19 protein-coding genes are annotated in these 17,588 nt (G+C 65.3%); 9 read left to right on the top strand and 10 right to left on the bottom strand.

What is annotated here, in order from left to right; all coding sequences use genetic code 11:
- Positions 1 to 5: 5 nt before the first annotated feature.
- From ACFYOW_RS04185 to ACFYOW_RS04160, 6 genes are all read right to left on the bottom strand, one after another.
- Positions 6 to 2,468, bottom strand: coding sequence for an FHA domain-containing protein (locus ACFYOW_RS04185; RefSeq protein ID WP_387284358.1), 2,463 nt, complete (start codon positions 2,466 to 2,468; stop codon positions 6 to 8).
- A 184-nt stretch (positions 2,469 to 2,652) separates the two neighbouring features.
- Positions 2,653 to 3,423 carry a S1 family peptidase gene (locus ACFYOW_RS04180; protein ID WP_387284356.1) on the bottom strand — a complete coding sequence of 257 codons (771 nt, stop codon included), beginning with the start codon at positions 3,421 to 3,423 and terminating at the stop codon, positions 2,653 to 2,655.
- Positions 3,424 to 3,523: 100 nt separating this feature from the next.
- On the bottom strand, positions 3,524 to 4,342 hold the full coding sequence (locus ACFYOW_RS04175) for a hypothetical protein (RefSeq protein WP_387284354.1): 819 nt from the start codon (positions 4,340 to 4,342) through the stop codon (positions 3,524 to 3,526).
- The gene (locus tag ACFYOW_RS04170; protein ID WP_387284352.1) at positions 4,329 to 4,499 is read right to left on the bottom strand and encodes a hypothetical protein; all 171 of its coding nucleotides are present in this window, start codon (positions 4,497 to 4,499) and stop codon (positions 4,329 to 4,331) included. Before ACFYOW_RS04170 ends, ACFYOW_RS04175 begins: the two co-directional genes overlap by 14 nt.
- A gap of 29 nt (positions 4,500 to 4,528) precedes the next feature.
- The gene (locus ACFYOW_RS04165) at positions 4,529 to 5,356 is read right to left on the bottom strand and encodes a DUF3097 domain-containing protein (RefSeq protein WP_387284350.1); all 828 of its coding nucleotides are present in this window, start codon (positions 5,354 to 5,356) and stop codon (positions 4,529 to 4,531) included.
- A gap of 57 nt (positions 5,357 to 5,413) precedes the next feature.
- A complete protein-coding gene (locus ACFYOW_RS04160) occupies positions 5,414 to 6,631 on the bottom strand; it encodes a hypothetical protein (protein ID WP_387284348.1) in 1,218 nt (405 codons plus the stop codon).
- Positions 6,632 to 6,855: 224 nt separating this feature from the next.
- On the opposite strand from ACFYOW_RS04160, the gene ACFYOW_RS04155 reads away from it, so the two are divergent.
- Entirely contained in the window at positions 6,856 to 7,287 is a 432-nt protein-coding gene (locus tag ACFYOW_RS04155; RefSeq protein ID WP_387284346.1) for an NfeD family protein, read from the top strand.
- Positions 7,288 to 8,535: an SPFH domain-containing protein gene (locus ACFYOW_RS04150; RefSeq protein ID WP_387284344.1), complete on the top strand. Its 1,248-nt coding sequence runs from the start codon at positions 7,288 to 7,290 to the stop codon at positions 8,533 to 8,535. It begins immediately after the preceding gene.
- Positions 8,536 to 8,585: 50 nt separating this feature from the next.
- Here the strand turns inward: ACFYOW_RS04150 and ACFYOW_RS04145 are convergent, their stop codons facing one another.
- On the bottom strand, positions 8,586 to 9,122 hold the full coding sequence (locus ACFYOW_RS04145; RefSeq protein WP_387284342.1) for a DUF3558 family protein: 537 nt from the start codon (positions 9,120 to 9,122) through the stop codon (positions 8,586 to 8,588).
- 217 nt (positions 9,123 to 9,339) lie between these two features.
- On the opposite strand from ACFYOW_RS04145, the gene argS reads away from it, so the two are divergent.
- The 5 genes from argS to ACFYOW_RS04120 all read left to right on the top strand — a co-directional run bounded on the left by argS (position 9,340) and on the right by ACFYOW_RS04120 (position 14,677).
- Positions 9,340 to 11,061: an arginine--tRNA ligase gene (argS, locus tag ACFYOW_RS04140; RefSeq protein ID WP_387285997.1), complete on the top strand. Its 1,722-nt coding sequence runs from the start codon at positions 9,340 to 9,342 to the stop codon at positions 11,059 to 11,061.
- Between the two features lie 199 nt (positions 11,062 to 11,260).
- A complete protein-coding gene (locus ACFYOW_RS04135; protein ID WP_063040332.1) occupies positions 11,261 to 11,449 on the top strand; it encodes a hypothetical protein in 189 nt (62 codons plus the stop codon).
- 3 nt (positions 11,450 to 11,452) lie between these two features.
- Positions 11,453 to 12,388, top strand: coding sequence for a CorA family divalent cation transporter (locus ACFYOW_RS04130; protein ID WP_387284340.1), 936 nt, complete (start codon positions 11,453 to 11,455; stop codon positions 12,386 to 12,388).
- A 108-nt stretch (positions 12,389 to 12,496) separates the two neighbouring features.
- Entirely contained in the window at positions 12,497 to 13,804 is a 1,308-nt protein-coding gene (locus tag ACFYOW_RS04125; protein WP_387284338.1) for a YhgE/Pip domain-containing protein, read from the top strand.
- Between the two features lie 69 nt (positions 13,805 to 13,873).
- Positions 13,874 to 14,677: an LLM class flavin-dependent oxidoreductase gene (locus ACFYOW_RS04120; protein WP_387284336.1), complete on the top strand. Its 804-nt coding sequence runs from the start codon at positions 13,874 to 13,876 to the stop codon at positions 14,675 to 14,677.
- On the opposite strand, the gene ACFYOW_RS04115 is transcribed toward ACFYOW_RS04120, so the two are convergent.
- The 3 genes from ACFYOW_RS04115 to ACFYOW_RS04105 are packed head-to-tail and all read right to left on the bottom strand — an operon-like array spanning position 14,678 to position 16,381.
- Entirely contained in the window at positions 14,678 to 15,517 is an 840-nt protein-coding gene (locus ACFYOW_RS04115; protein ID WP_387284334.1) for a helix-turn-helix domain-containing protein, read from the bottom strand.
- Positions 15,514 to 16,059, bottom strand: a complete 546-nt coding sequence (locus ACFYOW_RS04110; protein ID WP_387284332.1) for a DUF6879 family protein — start codon at positions 16,057 to 16,059, stop codon at positions 15,514 to 15,516. Before ACFYOW_RS04110 ends, ACFYOW_RS04115 begins: the two co-directional genes overlap by 4 nt.
- A gap of 4 nt (positions 16,060 to 16,063) precedes the next feature.
- Positions 16,064 to 16,381, bottom strand: a complete 318-nt coding sequence (locus ACFYOW_RS04105) for a hypothetical protein (RefSeq protein WP_040691888.1) — start codon at positions 16,379 to 16,381, stop codon at positions 16,064 to 16,066.
- 164 nt (positions 16,382 to 16,545) lie between these two features.
- On the opposite strand from ACFYOW_RS04105, the gene ACFYOW_RS04100 reads away from it, so the two are divergent.
- Together ACFYOW_RS04100 and ACFYOW_RS04095 are read left to right on the top strand one after the other, a co-directional pair.
- Positions 16,546 to 16,938: a hypothetical protein gene (locus tag ACFYOW_RS04100; protein WP_387284330.1), complete on the top strand. Its 393-nt coding sequence runs from the start codon at positions 16,546 to 16,548 to the stop codon at positions 16,936 to 16,938.
- Between the two features lie 109 nt (positions 16,939 to 17,047).
- Positions 17,048 to 17,413, top strand: coding sequence for a nuclear transport factor 2 family protein (locus tag ACFYOW_RS04095; RefSeq protein WP_387284328.1), 366 nt, complete (start codon positions 17,048 to 17,050; stop codon positions 17,411 to 17,413).
- Positions 17,414 to 17,588: the final 175 nt, after the last annotated feature.

Genomic DNA, 17,588 nt, shown 5'->3' with positions numbered 1-17,588 from the left:
GCGCGTCAAAGCCTCGCGCGGCGGGCACCGCGGCGCCGTGGCCGCAGCTGATATAGGCGGTACCAGGCCAGCGCGAGGAAGACGGCCCCTAGCCCGGCGACGACTCCCATGTCGAGCAGCCACGTGCCCATGGTGTGTTTCCACAGCGGGTCGGCTGCGCCCGTGTGCGGTGTGAGAGTGTCGAGGTCGAGGGTGGCGGCTCCCGCTCCGAACCCCCAACGGGATGGCGATATGTAGGCCAGTTGCTCTAGGCCGAGTGTGCCGGGGAGCCGCACCAGCCCGCCGGTGAGCACAAGCTGTGCCATCGACAGCACAATCAGTAGCGGCAGTGTCTTCTCCGAGGTGTTCACCGACACCGACACCAGCAAGCCCAATGCCAGCGATGCGATCCCGAGCAGCGCCATCGCCAGGATCAGCTCCAGCTCGACAGACGTGAAGAGCCCCTTGGACGGCATATCCACATTGATGGTGCCGACCAAGACCAACACCGCCGCCTGAAGGGTGGTGATCACGCTCAGGACCAGCAGTTTCGACATCAGATAGACCCCCGCCGACAGGCCTGCCGCGCGTTCTCTGCGGTAGATCGTCTGTTCCTTGACGATCTCGCGAATCGAGTTGCCGGTGCCGACGAAGCATGCCGCGAATGCCAGAACCATAAGTTTGGTCGGGGCATCGACGTTGGATCCCGGCGGCCCGGCGAATCCCTCGCCTGACGGCACTGCGGCGATCAAACCACCGAGAAGCACGGGCATCACGCCGAGGAGCGCCATATAGCTTCGGTCCGAGGCAATCACCGCCAGATATCGCCGGCACAAGGTACTGAGCTGGGCAAGCTTGGACTGCTGCGCAGGCGGCGGCGCCGGTGTGTGCACTTCCGCTGGGCCGACATCGTCGGTCAATCCGACCGCCACGTAGTTCTCGAAGCGTGGCGAAGTCCGGAACTCACCGGCCCAGTCGCGGTCTTCCTCGCGGTCGAATGTCTGGAACACCTCGGCCCAGCTGCGATGTGCGAACTGCTGCAGCCCCTCCGCCGGCGGCCCATAATAGGCAAGCTGACCGCCGGGCACCAGGACCAGCAGGCGGTCGCAGAAATCAAGATTGGCCACGCTGTGCGTAACGACGATGACGGTCCGCCCGTCGTGCGCCAGTTCGGACAGCATTTCCATGACCGTTTTGTCCAGGCCCGGGTCGAGGCCGGAGGTCGGTTCGTCCAGAAACAACAGGGACGGTTTGGTCAGCAACTCCACTGCGACGCTCACGCGTTTACGCTGTCCGCCGGAGAGCTTATCGATGCGGGTATCGGCGTGCCGCGCCAAACCGAGCTCGTCGAGCACCTCGTCGACCCGCTGTTCGCGCTCCTCGCTGCGCGTATCACCGGGGAAGCGCAGTTCGGCCGCGTAGAGCAGCGCGCGCCGCGTCGGAAGCTGGTTGTGCAGGATGTCCTCCTGCGGGACCAGCCCGATCCGGTGCCGGAGTTCGTCGTAATCGGTGTACAGGTCGCGTCCGTCGTAGCGAACTGTCCCCTCCGTCGCGGGCCGCAACCCGGTGACCGCGCCGAGCAGCGTCGACTTGCCCGCTCCGCTGGGCCCGATGACCCCGACAAGTGAGCGCTGCGGGATCGGGAAGCTCACTCCGTCGAGTAGCACCTTGCCCTCGGGGGTCCGCACGGTGAGGCTTTGCACCGAGACCGATACGTCACCGGTGTCGACGAATTCGCGCAGCTCGTCGCCGACCAGCCGGAACGTGGTGTGCCCCATGCCGATCAAATCGGATTCGGACAGGTCCGCGGCGTCGATCCGGTGGCCGTTGACGTAGGTGCCGTTGTGGCTGTCGAGGTCGACGATCCGGTATCTGCCGTCGCCGATCGTGCGCAGCTCGGCGTGATGGCGGGAGAGCATGAGGTCTTGCGCGACGATGTCGTTGTCTGCCGCGCGTCCGATCCGAAGCGTGGGTGAGGTGATCCGGACGACCGCGCTGGGTCGGGCCACCGAAGCTGACGTTCGCGAAACTTGCCTGGACCGACCCGCGTGGAACTTCGTGACCGTTGCTTCATCGGCGAGGTCGTAGCCCGGATCGGAGACGATCATCGTGTCTACCCCGATATCGTCATCGGACTTTTGGTCGGCTTGTCCTTCTTGCCCCTCTATGGAACAGGCCAACTGCTCGCCGTCCACGGCGTGACCGAGCTGGAACGTCTCGTCATGGTCGATCAGCATCCGCTCGACGCGGTGACCTTCGAAAAAGGTGCCGTTGAGGCTGCCCGCGTCCTCGATTTCCCAACCGTCCGCACCCCGCTCCAGCACGGCGTGCACCGAAGATGCGCGCGGATCGGTCACGATAACGTCGGATGCCGGATCGCGACCGACGTTATATGCCGTCCCAGCGCGTAGCCGATAGACGCGTTCCCGAGTATGCACCACAAGAACTGGCGTCTCGGGGGATCCGATGGGGGACTGGTCATCCGCCATGACGTGAGTATACGACTGGTCCGTCGTCTCCCGGCAATGTTCGACTACCTCGCAACTCCGGTCGTCAGCAACCCGTCAGCACGAACATCCGATTGGCGTTGGTGTCGACAATGTATCCGGCGCTCCAGGCTGACGTCGGGACCCACCAGGCCAGTTCGGGCAGACTCCGTCCTGGTGTTGTCGATCAGAAGCTGAGGGTCGTGAGGTAGGCGTAAACGCCGGGAAACCCCGGGCGGGCGCTGCCCTTCCCCCAAGAGGTGAGGCCGATCAGTCGGCCCGCGACGAGAAGTGGATCGCCGCTGTCGTATTCGGCGGTATCGGCGTCGGGGGATCCGGCGCAGAGCATATCGGCGGGGTCGAAGGCGGAGCCATAGGCGGCGGCGCACGTCGTGTCGGTGACGATCGGGACGGGGGCGGATCGCAGGAGCGTATTCGAGGTGTCGCTCTCGGAGGTCGCGCCCCAGCCGACGATGGTGCCGGTGTCGCCATACGCGCGCGGATCGCCCTGTGGCGCGGCGATTTCCAGGAACGGGCCCGGTCTCGGCTCATCGAGGACGAGGATCGCGAGATCATTGTGGTGCACCGTCTCGCCCTCGAAATCGGATTCCCGGAAATCCGGGTGGATGCGAATCTCCTTGACTCCCACGGTGACTCCGGCGTGCGAGCGCAGGTCGGTGCGGCCGAAGGTGACAGTGATCGCCTGCGGCAGCAGCCGCGCCACATCGACGCAGTGCGCCGCTGTCACAACCCGATCGGGCGCGATGAGCGCACCGCCGCAGAATTGCCCGGATGGTCGGAAGACGTAAAACGGGCTGCCGACGGCGGCCAGCCACGGGTAGGCGCTCGCCTCGGTGGTATTTCCACCCACGATCGCCGTGGCGGGAACGGCAGGGGCGCCGAGAGCGACGATGAATGCCGCGGTTACAGCCGCGGCAATGCGAGATATGCGAAACATGCCGCCTCCCGGATGATTCAGGCGATCGCTCGGTCTATTCAACCAGAGGATGCCGGTGTTCTCGCGCCTACGGGACCGGTGGCCGCCTTGCGCCGGTGCTTTACGAATTGCCGCGAGCCGCGGCGTGTACCGCCGCCAACCGTGCAGCGCGGATCGCGTCCCACAGTGGGCGTAGGAGGTCTTCCTGCGCGCCGATGGCGGTGGCGGAGGTGGGGGAGGAGGCCGGTTCGCGTTGGGCGACAGTGAGGATGGCGGCGACATGGTCGGCGCTGTCGAGGATTCGCCTGGCGCGCAACGGGATCGAATCCGGATAGTCGTGGCGGGAGTAATCCGCGAGCTCGGCCTCGATGAGTTCGCGGGGGTCGGAGTCGACGGTCGCGCCCGCGGCGGTGGTGTGCAGGCGCATCAGGGCGTCGGCGGCATCACGTACCGCTTCACGCATCGTGTATTCGGCCTCGCCGAGCGACATATCCTGGCCCGGCGCGGCCGGGATCGGGGTGCTGTAGACAGTCCACTGCAGCGTGTCGTCATCGGGCCACTGCGGGATCAATCCGGTGCCCTCCTCGCCCGGAACGCCGAACAACATTCCCTCGCCCGCCTCGATGGCATCAGCGGCGAAGGCCGTTCCGGTCGGCAGTCCGCGCACATCGCCGGGCACCGGCAACACCAAGCGCAGCTGTGCACCGGGTTGTGCCATCGCCTCGCGAATCACCTTGAGTAGCGCCATGACTCCGGTGCCGGACAGATTGTCGCGAGAAGACCACGGCAGGTCGTCGCGGCCGCCGGTCAACGGATCGCCCGCGGCGATGGTGTGCCGCGGCGCCCAGGCGTACAGCGCCTCGAGGATGTCGTCGGGCGCGCTGCAACCGGCCAGCCAGGAGCCGGCCCACACCGTCAGCGTGGCACTAGGAGAGCACATAATTATCGAGCATAAAGGAGGGTTGCGACTCGGGGGCGTCCATGCCGGATACCCCGGTGAGCTGCGCGCATCGATCCGCCAGCGGTACCGCGAGTACCACAACGGCGGGCGCGCCGCCGCCGTCGGCGTGCGGGCCGAATTCCGCGGAGTGGGACATGATTTCAGCGAATGGACCCGATATTCAGGTCACTCCGGTTCGGTGACGAAGTCGATGAGCCGCTCCACCGCGCCGATCAGGGGGGATTCCAGATCGCGGAAGGATTCGACCGCGTTGTAGACCCGCCGCCACCCCTCCTGCGGTGTGCCCCAGCCGAGCCGACGGCAGATGCCGGTCTTCCAATCCTCCCCGCGCGGCACCTCCGGCCAGGCCGCGATACCGACCGCGGTAGGACGCACAGCCTGCCAGACATCGATATAGGGATGCCCAGTGACCAGCACATACTTACCGAGGCCGGTGGTCAGCTGGGTTTCCTTGGAACCGGTGACCAGATGGTCGACCAGCACACCGACCCGTCGACCCGGTCCGGGCGCGAATTCGGTAAGCCGCTCGGCCAGATTGTCCAAACCCTCGAGATGTTCGACGACCACGCCCTCGACCCGCAGATCGTGCCCCCAGACCCGCTCCACCAATGCGGCATCGTGGACGCCCTCCACCCAGATCCGGCTCGTCTTCGCGACCTGCGCGCGCAGCCCCTCCACCCGAGTCGAACCCGATGCCGACCGGGTCGGCTTCTTCGGCGCCGCGGCCTTGGGCCGGAGCAGCGTGACGGGCGCACCGTCGATCAGGAATGCTGCCTCGCGCAATGCGAATAGCCGCACGGCACCGCGCGCATCCTCCAACTTGACGAATTCGCCGTCGTAGCTGCGGTCGAATCCGACTACGGCACCGCAGAATCCGGTCGCCGCGTCCTCCACCACGAGGTCGCGTTCGGCGACGACCGTCGGCACGGTCCGCTTCTTCGATCGCGAATGTCCGGAGAAGATGTCGCCGCCATACATGTCACGCTCGCTCACCCGCCCGAAACTAGCACCGCCGGTTCGGGTTGCGGCGCAAGCGAGTTGGTGTGCCGGTCACAGACTATTGGCGAACAGCGCGTATTGCGCCGCCACCTTCTGCCGAACGTCGGCTTCGTTATCGCCGTTGACGTTCGCGACATAGCGCTTATAGGTGACGTAGCAGCTGTGCTTGTACTGCTTATCGGTGTCGCCGCGCCGATTGAGTCGCTGGCAGATCGCGCCGGGCACATCCTTGGGCGCATCGATCGGATCGTATTCGTCACCGGAACGCGCGATGAGCTCGTTGACCAGACGCGGCCCCGAGGCCTCGTCGCGCACTCGATAGACGATGGTGTCGTCCGCGATCGCCCAGGCGTCCAGCCCGGTTTCGTCGATCATCCGCTGCGAGGTGGCCTGATTCGTGGCGGTGTGCACGACGATAGCCGGACCGTACACACTGAATTCGCGCAGGTCGAGCGTGTGGTTGCGGCGGTCGCGGACGACAGCGCGGGCCAGCAGACCATCCGGATCGATCTTCAAGTCGTCGAGCTGGTCCACGGGGGTGGCCCGGAATTTGTCGACGACGGCGAGTTCGGCGTCGAAGGTGTTGCCGAGCCAGCCCAGTAGATCGCGTTCATCGGCCTTGGGTCGCTGGATGAATACCTGCAGGACGAATTCCTTATCGGCGATGAAGGATCCGATATTGGCGACATCGGGCCGCCAGTGGGTGTGGGCATTAGGATATTTGTCCAGCTCGAGCCGCTTGTTCTGATCGGGTGCGACGGCGAAATCGGCGGCTTCGAGTTCGCGTGCCGCTTGTTCGGCCTCGGTCGCGTTCGGGAAGCGCATCAGCAGTTGCGAGATGATGGTGACGTCCGGGCCGGGGCCGCGCTGATCGATCTGGAACGGCTCATAGGGGCGGTCCGCACCGACCGCGCCGTAGGCGGCCAGCATTTTGTGGCGGTCGAGCACCGGTATCGACGCGCTGCCGGTGTAATAGTCGGCCGCCTCCTGGTTATCGGATACGACACCGCCGAGCACACCGAAGGTCAATTTCGGATCGATACGGCTCGTCGGTACCATCGCCTCGGCCATCCGAATGCCTTCCAGCAGTGCGCCGTTGCCGTGCGCATCCTGGTCGTAGTGGTATTTGTCGACCGGATAATCGCCGATCTCCAGCTTGCGAACATCGGGTTCGGCCGCGACCGGTATACCGGCGATGCCGCACCCGGCCAGCAGACCGGCTACCGCGATGCAGGCAGCCGAAATGACGGTGCGTGATCTCCGAAACATGCCAGGTTCCTCGTCCTTCGTCCGCGATGTTGTTGCGATTACGGATGCCGAGCCGGATTGGTTCAGCGGAGTGCTGCAGCGTCGGGGTTTCGATCGAAATCAATAGGCGCACAGTCGTTTCGGATTCGATGGCTCGGTAATGCGGCATGGGACGCCTCGAACGGCCCTCGGTGATCTTGGGTTTGTCGCGCCCCAGAAGTGGTTCGGACCACTACAGTGGGGCTGTGGCCGCAATCGTTTGGCTGGTCGCGGGCCTGCTGCTCGCGGCGGCGGAGATGCTCACCGGGGACCTCACGCTGCTGATGTTGGGCGTCGCCGCGCTCGGCACCGCGGGAGTCGGTGCGGTGGCCGATACCGGGCTGGTCGCCGACGCCGTGATCTTCGCGGTGCTGGCGCTGGTACTGCTGCTCGGGGTGCGGCCAGTTCTGCGGCGCCGCTTCGGAACTCCGCCGCCGATCCCGACCAATGTCGATGCGCTGCCGGGTAAGCAGGCACTGGTGCTGGAATCGGTCGCCGAACACAGCGGCCTGGTCAAAATCGGCGGCGAAGAGTGGACCGCGCGGCCGTTCGATTCGACGGTCGAGTATCCCAAGGGAACCACGGTGTACGTCATGAAGATCGACGGCGCGACCGCCGTCGTCTGGAAGGAGCCGTAAATGGCTGTGCTCATCGTTGCCGCCGTGCTCGTGCTGTTGGTCGTGGTGGTGGTCTTCAAATCGATCGCCCTGGTGCCACAGGCGGAGGCGGCCGTCATCGAGCGACTAGGCCGATATTCGCGCACAGTCTCGGGCCAGCTGACGTTCCTGGTGCCCTTCGCCGACCGGATCCGGGCGAAGGTCGATCTGCGCGAGCGGGTGGTGTCCTTCCCGCCGCAGCCGGTGATCACCGAGGACAACCTGACCCTGCATATCGACACCGTCGTGTACTTCCAGGTGACGAGCCCGCAGGCGGCGGTGTACGAGATCAGTAACTACATCGCGGCCGTCGAGCAGCTCACCGTGACCACCCTGCGCAATGTGGTCGGCGGCATGACCCTGGAGCAGACGCTGACCTCCCGCGATCAGATCAACGGTCAGCTGCGCGGGGTGCTCGACGAGGCCACCGGCCGCTGGGGGCTGCGCGTCGCGCGGGTCGAACTCAAGAGCATCGATCCGCCGCCATCGATCCAGGAGTCGATGGAGAAGCAGATGAAGGCCGACCGCGAGAAGCGTGCCATGATCCTCACCGCGGAAGGCACCCGAGAGTCACAGATCAAGACGGCCGAGGGCGCCAAGCAGGCGCAGATTCTCTCCGCCGAGGGCGCCAAGCAGTCCTCGATCCTGGCGGCCGAAGGTGAACGGCAGAGCCGGATTCTGCGCGCCCAGGGTGAACGGGCCGCTGCCTACCTGCAGGCGCAGGGCCAGGCAAAGGCCATCGAGAAGGTCTTCGCCGCAATCAAATCCGGTAAGCCGACGCCGGAACTGCTTGCCTACCAATACATGCAGACCCTGCCGCTGGTCGCCCGCGGTGATTCGAACAAGGTGTGGCTGGTGCCGAGCGATTTCGGCAAGGCGCTCGAGGGCTTCGCCCAGAACTTCGCGACCAAGGGCGAGGACGGCGTATTCCGTTACGAACCCACCCCGGTCGACGATGTGGAGAGCAAGCCGGAGGACGATTCCGATGTCGAGGGCTGGTTCGATACGGCCCGGGATCCGGCCATCGAACAGGCGGTGCGCGCGGCGGAGGCCGATGCCCGCGCTTCGGTGGAGGGCGTGGCGACTCCGGTGACCCGAACCCAGCCCTCCCCACACCAGCCGGTAATGCCAGCTCGGCAGGAGACCCCGCCGCAGCAGATTCCGCCGCACCAGCCGCCGTACCGCCCGGACGGGCCGCAGGGACAGTCCTGGCAGCCGCCGTCGCTGTAGCCGCGAACACCCCGGATCTTGTCGAGATCCGGGGTGTTCCTGCTCGTTGCCTACGGTGCGAGATCGATGGTCAGCGTTGCCAATTGGAGTGCGATGGCGCAGGGATCGGGTGTTGTCGTGTGGGAATTGTTTTGCACGCGCCAGACGATGGTGCCGTTGTCCGCGGCTGCGACCGCGCAGTCACCAGGATCCTGTGGATTGCGGATGTAGAAACCGGTCGCGGTGACGGTCGCGCCGAAGATCTGTTCGGTGATCGTCAGATGTTCGGTCTGGAACCCGTCGTTCTCGGCCCGTTGCCATGTCTGCTGGAGCGATTCGCGGTCGGTGTAGGTGAAAGTCAGGCCGGATTCGTCGGCGCCGCGTTGTGCCTGCCAGACGCAGACCGGTGGACGGTGGCGGGTGGTGAGGGCGTCGGCCTGCGCGGCCCGGCTGATCTGCTCTTCGGTCAGCGGTGTGCAGTTCGCCAATGAGCTGGCCGCAGGGGTGGCGGAGGGATGGGCTTCCGGTGCGGCCTTATCTGAACAGCCGGTCAGCAGTCCGGTGGCCGCGAGCACGGCCAGTCCACTACGCACACGGAATGCGGTCACAGCCGCTCCCTTCCTCGAACACCGAGCCTCGCCACCCGTCGAGGCTACCGGCCGGTCCGCAGGCAGGGCGGTCTCGGCGCGGTGACTTGGTCAGCGCCGGCTGGGGAAAATGGTTCGGCCTGGCATCGGGTGCGCTGCAATACTCACGGTCCAACAAGGACAGGAGGGATTGCGCGTGGCTGCTTCCGGGGTATTGCCGCTGCTCGATCGGGTTGCCGTGGCCGTAGGCGCGGCGATCGGTCGGGCTCGTCCGGATCTGGCGGGGACGGATCCGGTGGTGCGGCGCTCAGAGCGTGCGGATTTCCAGTCGAATGTCGCGCTTGCGGTCGCGAAGCGGGTGGGGGTGCGGCCCGCTGATTTCGCCGCGGAATTGGTCACGGCGTTGGATACGGGCGATGGCCTGTTCGACGCAGTGACGGTATCGGGTCCGGGATTCCTCAACATCACGGTGTCGGATCATGCTGTGTGGGAACAGGTTTCGGCTCGACTCGCTGATGATCGGTTGGGTGTACCAGATTTCGAGCGTGGGCGGCGAACGGTGGTCGACTACTCGGCGCCCAATATCGCAAAAGAAATGCATGTCGGGCATCTGCGGACAACGATCATCGGCGACTGCATCGCACGGGTGCTGACCTTTCTCGGGGCCGCGGTGATTCGGCAGAATCACTTGGGGGACTGGGGGACTCAGTTCGGGATGCTGATCCAATATCTGGATGAGCATCCGGGGGTGCGCTGGCGGCACGATGAGCTGAGCGGCGATGCGTCGGTCGTTTCGGCATTGGATAGCTTGTACAAGGCGGCGCGGACGGAATTCGACGATGATCCGGCGTTCGCGCAGCGGGCCAGGGCTCGGGTGGTGGCGCTGCAATCCGGCGATGCGCCCACCCTGCGGCGGTGGCAGGAGATCGTCGCCGAATCGGAGCGGGCGTTCGGTGAAATCTACGATCGGCTCGGTGTGCTGCTGACAGCCGACGATTACGTCGGCGAGTCGTTCTACAACCCGATGCTCGCCGACACCATCGGCGAGCTGGTCGACAAGGGCATCGCCGTCGAGAGCGACGGCGCCCTGGTCGTCTTCTCCGAAGAGGTCGATGGCCCTGACGGCCAACCGGTCCCGCTGATGGTGCGCAAGCGCGACGGCGGATACGGCTACGACACAACGGATTTGGCGACCATCCGGTACCGCGTGCAGACCCTGCGTGCCGAGCGGCTGCTGTATGTCACCGATTCCCGTCAGGCCCTGCACTTTCGGCTCGTCTTCGAAGCCGCCCGGCGGGCCGGTTGGTCGACCGATGTCATCGAGGCCGAACACATCGCCTACGGCACCGTGCTCGGCCCGGATGGGCGGCCCTTCAAAACCCGTGCGGGCGGCACGGTCAGACTGACGGACCTCCTCAACGATGCCGTCACGAAGGCCAGAGCCGTTGTCGCCGAACGGAATCCGGACCTGCCTGCCGCAGAGCTCCAAGCGATCGCCGAACCGACCGGGATCGGTGCGGTCAAATATGCCGACTTGTCCACCTCTCGGATCAAGGACTACACCTTCGATCTGGACCGCATGGTCGCGTTGAACGGCAACACCAGCGTCTATCTGCAATACGCGCACGCCAGAATCCGGTCCATCCTGCGCAAAGCCCGAGATCACGCCGTGCGGATCGATCCGACGATCGCACTCGAACCCGCTGAAAGGGCCCTGGCACTCGAACTCGACGCCTACAGCACCGTCGTAACCGAGGTCGCCGCAACCCTCGAACCCCATCGACTGTGCGGATACCTCTACGACCTCGCGCGCGACTTCACGGCCTTCTACGAGACCTGCCCGGTCCTCACCGCGCCCGGCCAGGTACGGGAAAACCGTCTCGCACTGTGCGATTCGACGGCACGGACGCTCGCGCACGGACTCGGACTTCTGGGCATTGCCGCACCCGAGCGCATGTAACCAGGCACAGTCGCCCGATATCGCCGATTGCGCATACTTGCGCAACTGATTGACGGACCGCTGCGGCGGGTTTCTAATGATTGATGGCGCAATTCGTGCGCCGAGATCAACCGATGAAGCGGGGTGCCCCGCCAATGGCGTTCGCCAGTGCATCGTGGCGAGCGCGGCCACTGGACGTACGGAAGCATTGGAGCCTGCCATGGCGACGCTGTTCAACAAGGTCGAATCTCCGCACCGCGCACCGAATCTCGAGCGACAAGCGATCTGGTTCACCATTGGTTTGTACCTGTTGATCAGCGCGGGACTACTGACGATGCACTATGCTCATCCGCAGCAACCGGTCGGTTCGTCGTCGGTATCGCCGGCGCATTCGTCCTACGGGCAGTAGCCGATGACCACGGTCACCGCCGCCCCGGTCGATCGCTTCGATACCGAAGTCCTACAGCAGCACTGGATTCCGCTCGCGACGAGCGACACCGATGCGGCCGCTGTGCTGCGCGAACGCCTCGGCGTCGACTTCGCCGCCGCGCGGAATCGGGTCTTCGAGACCGACAGCTTCATCTATCTGCCCGTCGTCCTGACCTATAAACGCGGCGACGCCATCGAACGCGACACCATCGTCTTCGCACTGGGCAGCGAGTTCCTCGTCACCCTGCAACCGGATGCGCATTTCACCCCGTTCGACAAGGCCGTCGCGAAGATGCGCCGCAATCCGAGTCTCACCGGATCCTCGCACGGGGTGATGTACGCGCTGCTCTGGGCGTTGAACGAGGCATCGGAGCGAGTCATCCACTGCGCCAGCGATGCGCTGGAGGCGATGAACGACGATATCGAGATGGCCACCAACGGCTATGACCGCCGCGGCCGCGAAATCGGCGTCGCGGATATGCGCGGCACCATGTCGCGGATGAATGCGGCCGAGGAGATCGTTTCACGGGTGCAGGAGACCCAACTCCAATTGGCCCGCGCCGCACGACATCTCATGGCCGATACGCCTACCGGCGACCTCGAGAGCTTGATCGCCATCCTGATCGCCGACATCGATGGCGTGAAACAGCATGCGGGCTTCGAACACGACAAGGTGCGCTATCTGCAGCAGTCGGTGATGACCTGGCTCGACGTGAAGCAGAACCAGATCGTCAAGGTGTTCACCATCATCACCGCGGTATTCCTGCCCCCGACCCTCATCGCGACCTTCTACGGCATGAACTTCACCTGGATGCCCGAATTGGAATGGGAGCAGGGCTTTCTCGCCACCACGCTGATGACCCTGGTGGCCGCGGTGATCCCGCTGGTCTACATCAAACGCAAGGGCTGGCTGCGCTGAGGCTGTGATCGCGGTCTCGGTAATGGGTGTCGGTGCCGGGGTGTGAGCAGCCACCGATACGCGCCGGATCGGTACCGAAACACCGCCGCGACGGATTACCGTGCGCCCATGACGATTGCCGGAACGGCCGCCCGCCATCTGCGGCCACGGGCTTGGATCGCCCCGATCGCCGTGGTCACCCTGCTCATGTCACTGCTGGCCACGATGTATCTCGCATACGTGGTCAATCCGACCAAGAACCTGCACGATTTCCCTGTCGCACTGGTCAATCAGGACGACGGCGATACTCTGGGCGGCAAGCCCGCCAATGTCGGCGATCAGATCACCGACGCACTCGTCGCGAGCCTGCCCACCGACAAGATCGACCTGCGGGTCGTCGGATTCGGCGAGGCGCAACGGCAACTGAGCCAGGGCAAGGTCTATGGTGCGATCGTCATCCCCAGTGACTTCACCAAGCGGCTGGCCATTCTCGGCGCGGCCGGTGTGGTGCCGGGCAAGGTCGAACAGCCGATTATCACGGTGCACACGAATCCTCGCGCGGGCAGTTTCGCCACCGGGGTCATGCAGCGCATTGCCGATCAGGCGTTGACTCGCGTCGACGAGACGGTCGGCAAACAACTCACCGATACCGTGCAGACCCAGTTGCAACCTGCCGGGGGCGGCCAAGCACCACAGCTGGCCGGTGCCAGCCAATTGATGCTCGCCCATCCGATCCAGGTGGTGGTCGATCCTTATCGGCCGCTGCCCGAGGGCACCGGACAGGGTTTGTCCGCGTTCTTCTACACGATCATGGTGCTGCTCGCCGGATTCACCGGCGCGATGATCATCCACGCGATGACCGATTCCGCCCTCGGTTTCGCGCCCACCGAATACGGTCCGTGGTACGTGCACTATCCGGCCGCGCCGATCTCCCGCTTCCGTACCCTGCTGTTGAAGTGGGCCATCCTGATCGTCACCGCACCGATCGTCTCCGCGGTATTCCTCGGTGTCGCAGCGGCATTGGACGTGCCACTCGATCATCCGCTCGCGCTGTTCCTGTATTGCGTGCTCGCGATCATCGCGGTCGGTGTGACCGCGCTGTCGGTGCTGGCCGCGCTCGGAACCGCGGGTCTGCTGGTCAATCTGATCCTGTTCATCGTGCTGGGCCTGCCGTCCTCGGGCGGTAGTGTGCCCATCGAAGCCACGCCGACGTACTTCGAGTGGCTGGCCACCTTCGAACCCATGCACCAGGTCTTCCTGGGGTTGCGCGCCATCCTGTACTTCAACGCCAACGGTGCCGCCGGACTCGCGCGTGGAAGCTGGATGGCGGTGCTCGGTTTGGGCATCGGCCTGGTCGTCGGTGCCCTGGTGACCCAGTACTACGACCGAAAGGGCTTGCACCGCAAACCCGCCGAGCAGGCGGCCGCGACGGAATGAGCGTTGCGGGCATGGGACTGAGCGATCGGGCCATTGGAACGCTCACGATTCGTTCCTAATGTTGTGGTCATGACCTTCGATATCGGCGTGATCCTCCCGACCTCCACCCCCGATCCGGCGCATCCGATCCTCGGCGATGTGCGGGCCGCCGCCCGCCTCGCCGAACAGCTCGAGCTCGAATCTGTGTGGTCCACCGACCATCTCGTGGCCAGCGCGCCCATGCTGGACAGCACCGTGACGCTCGCGACCGCGGCGGCCGTCACCGACCGGATCCGGATCGGCTACAACGTCATGCTGCTCGCACTGCGCCCGGTGGCGTGGGCGGCCAAGCAGATCAGCACACTGCAGTACGTATCGGAGAACCGGTTGCTGCTCGGTGTCGGCACCGGAAATCCGGCGCACGGCGATATCGGTTGGCGCGCGGCCGGTACGACATTCGAAAACCGCGGTCGGCGCACCGATGAGGCACTGCGGGTGCTGCCCGATCTCGTCACCGGTTCGACCGCAACGGTCAACGGCGTCGACGTGGCGCTGGCACCCGGATCGGCGATGCCGCCGGTCCTGGTGGCGGGCAATGGGACTCGGGCGCGGCGGCGGGCGGCCGAATACGCCGACGGCTGGATCACCCTGCAGCCGGGCCTGGACCAGTTGGCCGCCGACTTCGACGAGTTGCGGGCGCTGGCAGCAGGATTCGATCGCCCGGTGCCCGCGGTGACCGTGGTCGCGCCTGCATTGCCCGCTGATCATTCGGCGGCTGTCGAATTGCTCGCCGCCCACCGGGACGCCGGCGTCGAACGCGTCATCCTCGCCCCGACCGGCCCCGAATGGCAGCACGATTACGAGAATGCCGCGAAACTCCGTGCGGCACTGTAACTACAGCTGCGTCAACCGCAGCTTCAACGCATCGGTGATTATGGCTCGGGCGGCTTCGCCGTACCGGGCCTGCCGGTGCAGCGCTGCCCAGGTCTTCTCGTAGTACGCGAGTTCGCGTGGCTGGGTGATGGTCAGTCCCGCCGAGATGGTCTCGACCTCCGCGATGCGTTTGTCGAGCAGTACGAAACATGTTGTGGTGTAAAGGAAGTCCGCCGTCCGCGGAATGATGCCGAGTGCGAGCCGGGGCAGCGGCATCACATCGATGAGACGTTCGAGCTGACCGGCCATCACCTCGTTGTCGCCGACCGTGGTGTAGAGCGCCTGTTCGGCCAACAGGATGCTGATCCGATGGGTGCCGTGATGCAGAATCCGTTGGCGCGCGATCCGCGCCGCCACCGCGCGATCGATATCGTCGATACCGCCGACGAAGTCGATACAGGTCTCCAGCACGGCTCTGGCATAGGGTTCGGTCTGCAACAAGCCGGGGACGACCGCGTTCTCGAAATTGCGGATGGTGGTGGCGCGCGCCTCCAACTCGATGCGGCGGCGCTGCTGCTGGGCATGTCCGGTCGCGGCGATGCGACGCCACTCCTGCCAGAGCGCCTCGATATTCGCCAGTGCCGCACGCAGATCCGGCAGCAGCAGTTCGGCGCCGCACAGTTGGCACCACTCGGCCAGATCGCTATCGCTCGGCGTCTGCTTACCGTGTTCGATGCGCGACACCTTGGCCGAATGCCAGCCCGCGTCGGCGGCGAGCTGCACGCCGGTCAGATGTGCGGCCTTGCGCACTTCGCGTAAGCGTGCCCCGAAGGCTTGCCGGGACTGCTCGACACCGGTCATCCACTCCGCCCGCCGGGCATATAGTCGTGGTGCGGAATTGCTTTGTTCCACAGTGTATCTCGTACTGTTGTGCAGCGGGCGACCAGCACGGGGTCGGTGGTTACCGCGGCCCCCGCCAGATCGCCGGTCTTGGTGAAGATCGTAAAGGCGACCGTATCGTCGAGCAGCCACCATTCGTCATCGGTGTATTCCGAGGGATCGGCGAGATGCCTTGGCAGCCAGCGGATGTCCTCGCCGTAGCGCTGATTGCGATCGGTGAGGGCGTGCAGAAATCGCACGTAGTCGGTGAGCGGCTCCGAGACCACCCGAACGCGCCGGATCGGCACACCGCGTCCGGCGACCTCGCTGGTGAGCTGCTCCCAGGCCCGCCACGACGGCGGATAGGAATCCTCCTCGAACGGCGGCAGGCCCGCGAGCACGCGGCGCATCGGTTCGGTCTCGTCGGAGACCTGGGAGTGATCATCGGACACCTCGAGATGGAAAGCGTCGCTTCGGGTCTCGCGTATGAGATCGTTGGTTTCCTCGATGGTGAAGAAGAGCATTGCATTACCATTCCCACGGGCTCTGTCCGACCGGGACCGCGACCGCGGTTTCGTGCTCGGGAATCCGCATATGCGCCAAGGCATCCGGATCGGTGATCGGCTGTCCGGCGAGGGTGAAGGAACCGTGCCCGGAATCGAGCAGCGGAGCGCCGATGTAGGTGCCGGGCTGCAGCCAGCCGAGCAGCATATGCGGTATTTCGACGCGGTTCGCGTCATGGGCCACCCGGTAGCCCTGCACGAGATACAGATGTCGATCCTCATCGATCCAAAGCCGGGGCGAGCCGGTGTTGTTGGTGGGTCCGCCGAGCAGTTGTATACGCATCAGAGTGGCCTCGTCTCGCGTGGGTATTGCGCTGGCTGCACACCATCGTCACCGGTCAGCGCCAAATGGGTCAACAACTTCCGCAAATCCGCGCAAAACCATGGTGCCGCGCCCGGTCGCTTTTCTACCGTTCTCGGTGGGTGCTGGCAGACAGGTTTGGTGACATGAGCGGGTCGGAAGCATGGGAGGTTGTCGGGCGGTTGGCAAGCGAAACGGGGTCACTCGGCAACGGGGTGTCGACCAAACCGTGGGCGATCGGGTTCGTGCGGTGGGATATTTCGGGATCGATGGTCGATCACGATGTGCGGGTGACCCGCTGCTGCGCGGCTCGAATGGGGTACGGCCTGGTCCCGATGACGGTGGGGCCGCAGGGCGACCCGGTCGCGCGGCTGCTCTCAGCCATCGCGCGCTGCGGTGCGCATGCGGTCATCGTGCCGAGTAGAGAGCACATCTGGGCGTCGCGGCGTGCGGTCACCGAGATCTGCGATCTGGTCGTGGTCGCGGGGGACACGGTGTGGGAGCGCGGTCATCAGTGGCCGCGGTGGTTCGCGCGCTGATCCTTACCTCGCGCGTAATCGACTCCGTGATCGGCAGCGGGCAAGGTTGAGGTATCCGCCGGAGCTTTCCGGCGGGACCGAAATACCTTCCAGCAGAGGATGATTCGCTATGTCTCAGTACGAGGATGCGGTGCGGCGCTACTTCACGGCATGGAATGCCACCGATGACGAGGTGCGCGCGAAGGCGGTCGCCGCGGCTTGGCGCGAGGACGGTTTCTACACCGATCCACTGGCCGATGTCGCCGGACACGAGCAACTGGCCGCGGCCATCGGGGGCGTGCACCAGCAGTTCCCCGGCTTCGAATTCCGGCAGCTCGGTGCGGTCGACGGACACCACACCACCGCCCGGTTCTCCTGGGAGCTGGTTTCGCCCGACGGGAGCGCACCGGTCGCTGGGACGGATGTGATCACTCTCGCCGAGGACGGCCGGATCATCGGTGTGCACGGCTTCCTGGATCGCGTGCCGGGCGCGTAGTCGAACGAATCTCCACCAACCGAGTGGTTCGCGCGCACCAGCTCTGCCGGGCGATGGCCGGGCAGGTGCTGCGCGGCGGCGGGGGACGACGCTCGGCTGCTCGGAGCAGGTTCGGGCGCGGTGGCATGCGTGGGCATCCTCGGACAGGTGGCGGTGACGACCAACTGGCACCCCG

This window comes from Nocardia sp. NPDC006982 (genome assembly GCF_042869435.1).
Lineage (GTDB): Bacteria > Actinomycetota > Actinomycetes > Mycobacteriales > Mycobacteriaceae > Nocardia.
This window is presented reverse-complemented; position numbering and strand designations above follow the sequence as displayed.

Bases quoted from the DNA above. Each gene is read 5' to 3' on its own strand.
- ACFYOW_RS04185 (WP_387284358.1), bottom strand. From the start codon at position 2,468: ATGGCGGATGACCAGTCCCCCATCGGATCCCCCGAGACGCCAGTTCTT.
- ACFYOW_RS04180 (WP_387284356.1), bottom strand. From the start codon at position 3,423: ATGTTTCGCATATCTCGCATTGCCGCGGCTGTAACCGCGGCATTCATC.
- ACFYOW_RS04175 (WP_387284354.1), bottom strand. From the start codon at position 4,342: ATGTGCTCTCCTAGTGCCACGCTGACGGTGTGGGCCGGCTCCTGGCTG.
- ACFYOW_RS04170 (WP_387284352.1), bottom strand. From the start codon at position 4,499: ATGTCCCACTCCGCGGAATTCGGCCCGCACGCCGACGGCGGCGGCGCG.
- ACFYOW_RS04160 (WP_387284348.1), bottom strand. From the start codon at position 6,631: ATGTTTCGGAGATCACGCACCGTCATTTCGGCTGCCTGCATCGCGGTA.
- ACFYOW_RS04150 (WP_387284344.1), top strand. From the start codon at position 7,288: ATGGCTGTGCTCATCGTTGCCGCCGTGCTCGTGCTGTTGGTCGTGGTG.
- ACFYOW_RS04135 (WP_063040332.1), top strand. From the start codon at position 11,261: ATGGCGACGCTGTTCAACAAGGTCGAATCTCCGCACCGCGCACCGAAT.
- ACFYOW_RS04130 (WP_387284340.1), top strand. From the start codon at position 11,453: ATGACCACGGTCACCGCCGCCCCGGTCGATCGCTTCGATACCGAAGTC.
- ACFYOW_RS04125 (WP_387284338.1), top strand. From the start codon at position 12,497: ATGACGATTGCCGGAACGGCCGCCCGCCATCTGCGGCCACGGGCTTGG.
- ACFYOW_RS04120 (WP_387284336.1), top strand. From the start codon at position 13,874: ATGACCTTCGATATCGGCGTGATCCTCCCGACCTCCACCCCCGATCCG.
- ACFYOW_RS04115 (WP_387284334.1), bottom strand. From the start codon at position 15,517: ATGACCGGTGTCGAGCAGTCCCGGCAAGCCTTCGGGGCACGCTTACGC.
- ACFYOW_RS04110 (WP_387284332.1), bottom strand. From the start codon at position 16,059: ATGCTCTTCTTCACCATCGAGGAAACCAACGATCTCATACGCGAGACC.
- ACFYOW_RS04105 (WP_040691888.1), bottom strand. From the start codon at position 16,381: ATGCGTATACAACTGCTCGGCGGACCCACCAACAACACCGGCTCGCCC.
- ACFYOW_RS04100 (WP_387284330.1), top strand. From the start codon at position 16,546: ATGAGCGGGTCGGAAGCATGGGAGGTTGTCGGGCGGTTGGCAAGCGAA.
- ACFYOW_RS04095 (WP_387284328.1), top strand. From the start codon at position 17,048: ATGTCTCAGTACGAGGATGCGGTGCGGCGCTACTTCACGGCATGGAAT.